The organism is Pseudomonas kitaguniensis (genome assembly GCF_049199985.1).
Classification (GTDB): domain Bacteria; phylum Pseudomonadota; class Gammaproteobacteria; order Pseudomonadales; family Pseudomonadaceae; genus Aquipseudomonas; species Aquipseudomonas kitaguniensis.
In genome coordinates this window covers 1-5,987 of sequence record NZ_JBLZPT010000048.1, presented here as the reverse complement: position 1 = coordinate 5,987, position 5,987 = coordinate 1, and the positions used below count along the sequence as shown (strand labels likewise).

Annotated in this window: 3 protein-coding genes and 1 pseudogene; 1 reads left to right on the top strand and 3 read right to left on the bottom strand. The window is 59.8% G+C overall.

From position 1 onward, the window contains the following. Nucleotides 1-394 precede the first annotated feature (394 nt). Nucleotides 395-2,236, bottom strand: coding sequence for a dihydroxy-acid dehydratase (gene ilvD / locus ACOZK9_RS27290; protein WP_058413680.1), 1,842 nt, complete (start codon nucleotides 2,234-2,236; stop codon nucleotides 395-397). A gap of 385 nt (nucleotides 2,237-2,621) precedes the next feature. Between ilvD and ACOZK9_RS27285 the strand changes: the two genes are divergently transcribed. Then, entirely contained in the window at nucleotides 2,622-4,355 is a 1,734-nt protein-coding gene (locus ACOZK9_RS27285; RefSeq protein WP_421556980.1) for a DUF4153 domain-containing protein, read from the top strand. A gap of 257 nt (nucleotides 4,356-4,612) precedes the next feature. On the opposite strand, the gene ACOZK9_RS27280 is transcribed toward ACOZK9_RS27285, so the two are convergent. Both ACOZK9_RS27280 and ACOZK9_RS27275 read right to left on the bottom strand, forming a co-directional pair. Then, nucleotides 4,613-5,809: a class I SAM-dependent rRNA methyltransferase gene (locus tag ACOZK9_RS27280; RefSeq protein WP_058413677.1), complete on the bottom strand. Its 1,197-nt coding sequence runs from the start codon at nucleotides 5,807-5,809 to the stop codon at nucleotides 4,613-4,615. A 62-nt stretch (nucleotides 5,810-5,871) separates the two neighbouring features. Continuing rightward, nucleotides 5,872-5,987, bottom strand: a pseudogene (locus ACOZK9_RS27275) (IS110 family transposase); the annotation flags it as partial.

Here is a 5,987-nt window from a genome sequence, read left to right as displayed (position 1 = left end):
TCGGCGTTTTGGGTGAAGGGGTGGGGCGAAGTCTCCCACGGTCTGTACTGGCTAGAGTCAGATGCTGGCTTTTAGTCCCACCACCCCTACAAGTCTAACCATACAAGCGGGCTTGCTCGCGATAGCGGTCGTTCAGTCAGCAAATATATGGCCTGACACTCCGCCATCGGCAGCAAGCCACCTCCCACATTAAACCGGGTTCCAGCATAAGAATGCGCTCACCTGTGGGAGCGGGCTTGCTCGCGATAGCGGTCACTCAGCCAGCAAATATATGGCCTGACACTCTGCCATCGGCAGCAAGCCACCTCCCACATTTGATCTCCATCTGTCTGAGGGGGTTTTCTTCAGGCAAAAAAATGCCCCGCACTTGGCGGGGCATTTTTAAGAGTGGGCCTTACAGCCCATCCAGCATTGCCTTGTTACGCACGGCGCCTTTGTCGGCACTGGTCGCCAGCAGGGCGTAGGCTTTCAACGCGGTGGTGACTTTGCGCGGACGCTTCTCGACCGGCTTCCAGCCTTTCTTGTCCTGCTCAACCCGGCGTGCCGCCATTTCTTCATCGCTGATCAACAGGTTGATCGAGCGGTTAGGAATGTCGATCAGCACTTTGTCGCCGTCCTGCACCAAGCCAATCGCGCCGCCAGCCGCCGCTTCCGGCGAAGCGTGGCCGATGGAAAGACCCGACGTGCCGCCCGAGAAACGGCCGTCCGTCAGCAGGGCGCAGGCTTTGCCCAGGCCTTTGGATTTGAGGTAAGACGTGGGGTAGAGCATTTCTTGCATGCCCGGGCCGCCTTTCGGGCCTTCGTAGCGGATGATCACGATGTCGCCTTCTTTGACTTCGTCCGCGAGGATGCCGCGTACGGAGCTGTCCTGGCTTTCGTAGATCTTGGCGCGCCCTTCGAACACGTGAATCGACTCATCCACGCCGGCGGTTTTCACCACGCAACCGTCCAGGGCGATGTTGCCGTACAGCACGGCCAGGCCGCCTTCTTGCGAGTAGGCGTGCTCGACACTGCGGATGCAGCCGTTTTCACGGTCGTCATCCAGCGTTTCCCAACGGGTCGACTGGCTGAACGCAGTCTGCGTCGGGATACCGCCCGGGCCTGCCTTGAAGAAGGTGTGCACGGCTTCATCGTCGGTTTGGGTGATGTCCCACTTGGCGATGCCTTCGGCCAGGGATTTGCTGTGCACGGTCGGCAGGTCGGTGTGCAACAGACCGCCACGGGCCAGCGAGCCGAGGATCGAGAAGATCCCGCCGGCGCGGTGCACATCTTCCATGTGGTACTTCTGGATGTTCGGCGCGACCTTGCACAACTGCGGCACATGGCGGGACAAACGGTCGATGTCGCGCAGGTCGAAGTCGATCTCGGCTTCCTGCGCGGCGGCCAGCAAGTGCAGGATGGTGTTGGTGGAACCGCCCATGGCGATGTCCAGCGTCATGGCGTTTTCGAACGCCTTGAAGTTGGCGATATTGCGCGGCAACACCGACTCGTCGTTTTCGGTGTAGTAACGCTTGCACAGCTCGACGATGGTGCGGCCGGCCTGCAGGAACAACTGCTCGCGGTCGCTGTGGGTGGCCAAGGTGGAGCCGTTGCCCGGCAAGGCCAGACCCAGCGCTTCTACCAGGCAGTTCATCGAGTTGGCGGTGAACATGCCGGAGCACGAACCGCAGGTCGGGCAGGCGCTGCGCTCGTATTCCGCGACCTTCTCGTCAGAAGCGCTGGAATCGGCGGCGATCACCATCGCGTCGACCAAGTCCAGGCCGTGCGAGGCCAGTTTGGTCTTGCCGGCTTCCATCGGGCCACCGGAAACGAAAATCACCGGGATATTCAGGCGCAAGGCGGCCATCAGCATGCCAGGGGTGATTTTGTCGCAGTTCGAGATACACACAATGGCGTCGGCGCAATGGGCGTTGACCATGTATTCCACGGAGTCGGCGATGATCTCGCGGCTCGGCAGGGAATACAGCATGCCGTCATGGCCCATGGCGATGCCGTCATCCACGGCGATGGTGTTGAATTCTTTGGCTACACCGCCAGCGCGTTCGATCTCGCGGGCGACCAGTTGGCCCAGGTCCTTGAGGTGAACGTGGCCGGGTACGAACTGGGTAAAGGAGTTGGCAATCGCGATGATCGGCTTTTTGAAGTCGTCATCTTTCATCCCCGTGGCGCGCCACAGAGCACGGGCGCCGGCCATGTTGCGGCCGTGGGTGGATGTTTTCGAGCGATAATCTGGCATGGAGCTCTCCGGGCGGCTAATCAGGTGCTAATCAGGTGCTAAAGGGGAAGTGAGCCTCTATTGACGTCTGGAACACTCAGAAAATGGCCGTGTGTCCAAAAGTTGCCACTCGCGTCGCGGGATCGCCGCTTGCTTGGGCCTTGAGCTCATAAACCCGCCGGGGGATGACTGGCGATGAATAGGTCCGATTCTACACCGCTGGCGACAGGAAGGAATGGCCCGCTTTTAGTGTTGGATGCGGGGGCTGGCGGATTTACACCGTTGGTCGCCGTCAGAGATTAAACCCCCTCTCGTCAGTAGAAGCCTACACGTGCGACTCCTGGCCATGGCAGATGTTGTTTAGACTCACCGGCTTCGGCCTGCCTATCACCCCAAAGGAATTGGAATGCCCGGTATCAATCGTTTATTAGGGTTTTACCTGCTGATCGGCCTGGTCCAGGGCCTCGTGTTCTATTACTCCGCCGAGCTGTATCGCGCGAGTACAACGCTGTTTTTTGTCACCAACACCCTGATCCTGGTGGGTGGCACCGCGTTGCAGTTGCTCGGGGACAAAGCCCGCCAATGGCGCTCTGTGTTACTGACGCTGGCGTTCACCTTGCTGATGGGCGGTATGACGCTGTGGCTGTGTTATGGCAACGCGTCTGTGGTCGACAGCCAGTGGATAATGGCTTGCTGGTGCATCAGCCTGTTCCTGATCAGTTATATCTGCGCCTGCTTTCTGTACGCCTGGCCTGTCGCCAAGGGGCAGCGCTGGCGCTACGAAGACTTGTTTCAGCAAGCCTGGAACAGCGTGTTCATCGTACTGTGTGCGCTGATCCTGGTGGGTATGTGCATGCTGCTGCTCGAACTCTGGGCGCAGTTGTTCGTGATGCTGCGCATCGATTTTTTTGAGCGCCATTTCCGGAGCCGGTTGTTCCTGTGCATCAGCCTGCCGCTGGTATTTGCGCTGGGCATGCACTTGGGCTCGCGTAACGACAGAATCATCGGCCAGATGCGCGGCATGCTGCTGGGTGCCTGTCGATTGTTGTTGCCGTTGATTGCATTGATCAGCGTGCTGTTCACCCTGACGCTGCCGTTTACCGGGCTTGCCCGGATCTGGGCAACCGGCTATTCCACGCCGATTCTACTGGTACTGGCGGGTGCTCAATTGTTCTTGCTCAACGGCGTGTTCCAGGCGGGTGACCAGCCTCGGCCTTACCCCACATGGCTGACACACTTTATCGCGGTTAGCCTGTTATGCCTGCCGGTGCTCGCCGGCCTGGCGTTTTACTCGAGCTGGCTGCGAGTCGAGCAATATGCCTTGTCGCCGCAGCGCTTTATCGCCCTGGTGCTGGCGTTGTTGTGTGGCTTGTATGGTGTGGCCGCAGTGTGGGCGGTGGCGCTGCGTTCGCAGGTTTGGCTGGGCAACTTGCGCAGGACTAATCCGCCGTTGGCGTTGCTGTTTTGCGTGTTGTTGGTGTTGATCAATACGCCGGTACTCGATCCGGTTCGGCTCAGCGTCGACGATCAAGTCCGGCGGCTGCTCGACGGGCGCACCGAGGCTGAAGCGTTCGATGCTTACAACCTGCGCTTTGGTCTTGGTAAGCTCGGTGAGGAGGCGTATGCCAAGTTGCAGGTCGAGCTGGATCAGGCGCGCATTCTGAACGCGCAGGGGCGTAGCGCGTTGCGCGAGAGGATGGATGACACGTCGCTGAGCTACAGCGAGCGCTATGTGAAGTCGCGGGCCGCGCGGCCCAAGCCCGAGCTGGAATGGATTGGCGCCAAGCCCACAGGCAGCGAGCAGTTTGTTGATATCAGCTTGAGCCCCGACTCGATTTGCGAGAACGCCTGTGTGCTATGGGCGGTCGACCTCGACGAGGACGGCCAGGATGAAGTGCTGGTCGTGCCCCGCACCCGTTTGCACCATGACACCAAGCCGCCGCGCATTTATGCCTTGGACAAGAACGGCCAGTGGGACAATCGCGGTCCTTTGTTATGGGCACAACAGCCGGATGCTTACATAGACACCGAAGTGCTGATTCGCAACATCCGCGAAGGCAAGGTCGCGTTGGTCAAGCCGCGTTACCGGCAATTGCAGTTCAGCGATGGGCTGCTGACTCCCGTGATTCGGGAGCCTTGAACAGAGTGCTACGCGACGCGTGACCGCTCGCCTGTCTGCGCATTCAAGGCGAGGCCGACGCCGGCAAGGATCAAAAAGCACAGGCCCAGCGCGGTGATCAGGTTGTCGGTCACAGGTTGATCAGCAGGCCGATGGCCGGATCGAAGATGTGGGATCTGGCGTGCTTTTGATCACGGTGTGTCAGCCAATACTGTCATCGACTGATACACCGCCTTCGCGAGCACGCCCGCTCCCACAGTTGATTCGCGCTCTATTGCTTAGCTATTGGGCAACAACCGGCACGTAATGCTCTTGATATAACGCGTCTCGGCAATTGCCGGGTGCACCGGATGGTCCGGGCCTTGGCCACCACGTTCGAGCATCTGGATGTTGCGGTCCAGGTGGCGGGCGCTGGTCAGCAGGATGTTTTGCAGGTCGTCTTCTGGCAGGTGCATCGAGCACGATGCGCTGACCAGGATGCCGTCCTTGCTGAGCAGGCGCATGGCTTGCTCGTTGAGGCGGCGGTAGGCGCCTTCGCCGTTTTTCATGTCTTTTTTGCGTTTGATGAAGGCCGGTGGGTCGGCGACGATCACGTCGAAGCGTTCTTCGCTGGCTTTCAGCTCTTTGAGGGCTTCGAACACGTCGCCTTCGATGCAGGTCATTTTCTCGGCGACGCCGTTCAGCGCGGCGTTGCGCTCTACGCCGTCGAGGGCGAAGGCAGAGGCGTCGACGCAAAACACTTCACTGGCGCCGAACGCGGCGGCTTGCACGCCCCAGCCGCCAATGTAGCTGTACAGGTCGAGTACGCGCTTGCCTTTGGCATACGGGGCCAGGCGTGCGCGGTTCATGCGGTGGTCGTAGAACCAGCCGGTTTTTTGGCCCTGAATCACCGGGGCTTCGAATTTAACGCCGTTTTCTTCCAGTGCAACCCACTCCGGCACCAGGCCGAAAACGGTTTCGACGTAGCGGTTGAGGCCTTCGGCGTCACGCGCGGCGGAATCGTTCTTGAACAGGATACCGCTCGGCTTGAGCACTTGGGTCAGCGCGGCGATCACGTCGTCTTTGTGGGTTTCCATGGTCGCCGAAGCGATCTGTACCACCAGAATATCGCCGAAACGGTCGACAACCAGACCCGGCAACAGGTCGGAGTCGCCGTAGACCAAGCGATAGAACGGTTTGTCGAACAGGCGGTCACGCAGCGACAGCGCCACATTGATGCGGTGCACCAACAGCGACTTGTCCAGCGGCAACTTGATGTCGCGCGACAACAGGCGTGCGCAGATCAGGTTGTTCGGGCTCATGGCCACGATGCCCAGGGTCTTGCCGCCGGCCGCTTCCAGGATAGCCTGGTCGCCTGCCTGGAAGCCGTGAAGTGGGGTGGCGGCCACGTCGATTTCGTTGCTGTAGACCCACAGGTGGCCGTTGCGCAAACGACGATCGGCGTTGGCTTTGAGACGCAGGCTTGGCAGGGACATGACGTCGCTCCGGAAAAAAGAGCGGGAGTATACCCTTTGCGCACCCGTTCATGTGGGAGATTCTATGGTTTTGGGGAAGCCTCCAAAACCGCTTTCGACTGGTATTCGCTCAGGTTTTTCATGAGAGAAAACGCGATGCGAGCCAGCTTGCGGGCGATGATGACCAGGGCCTGAGTCG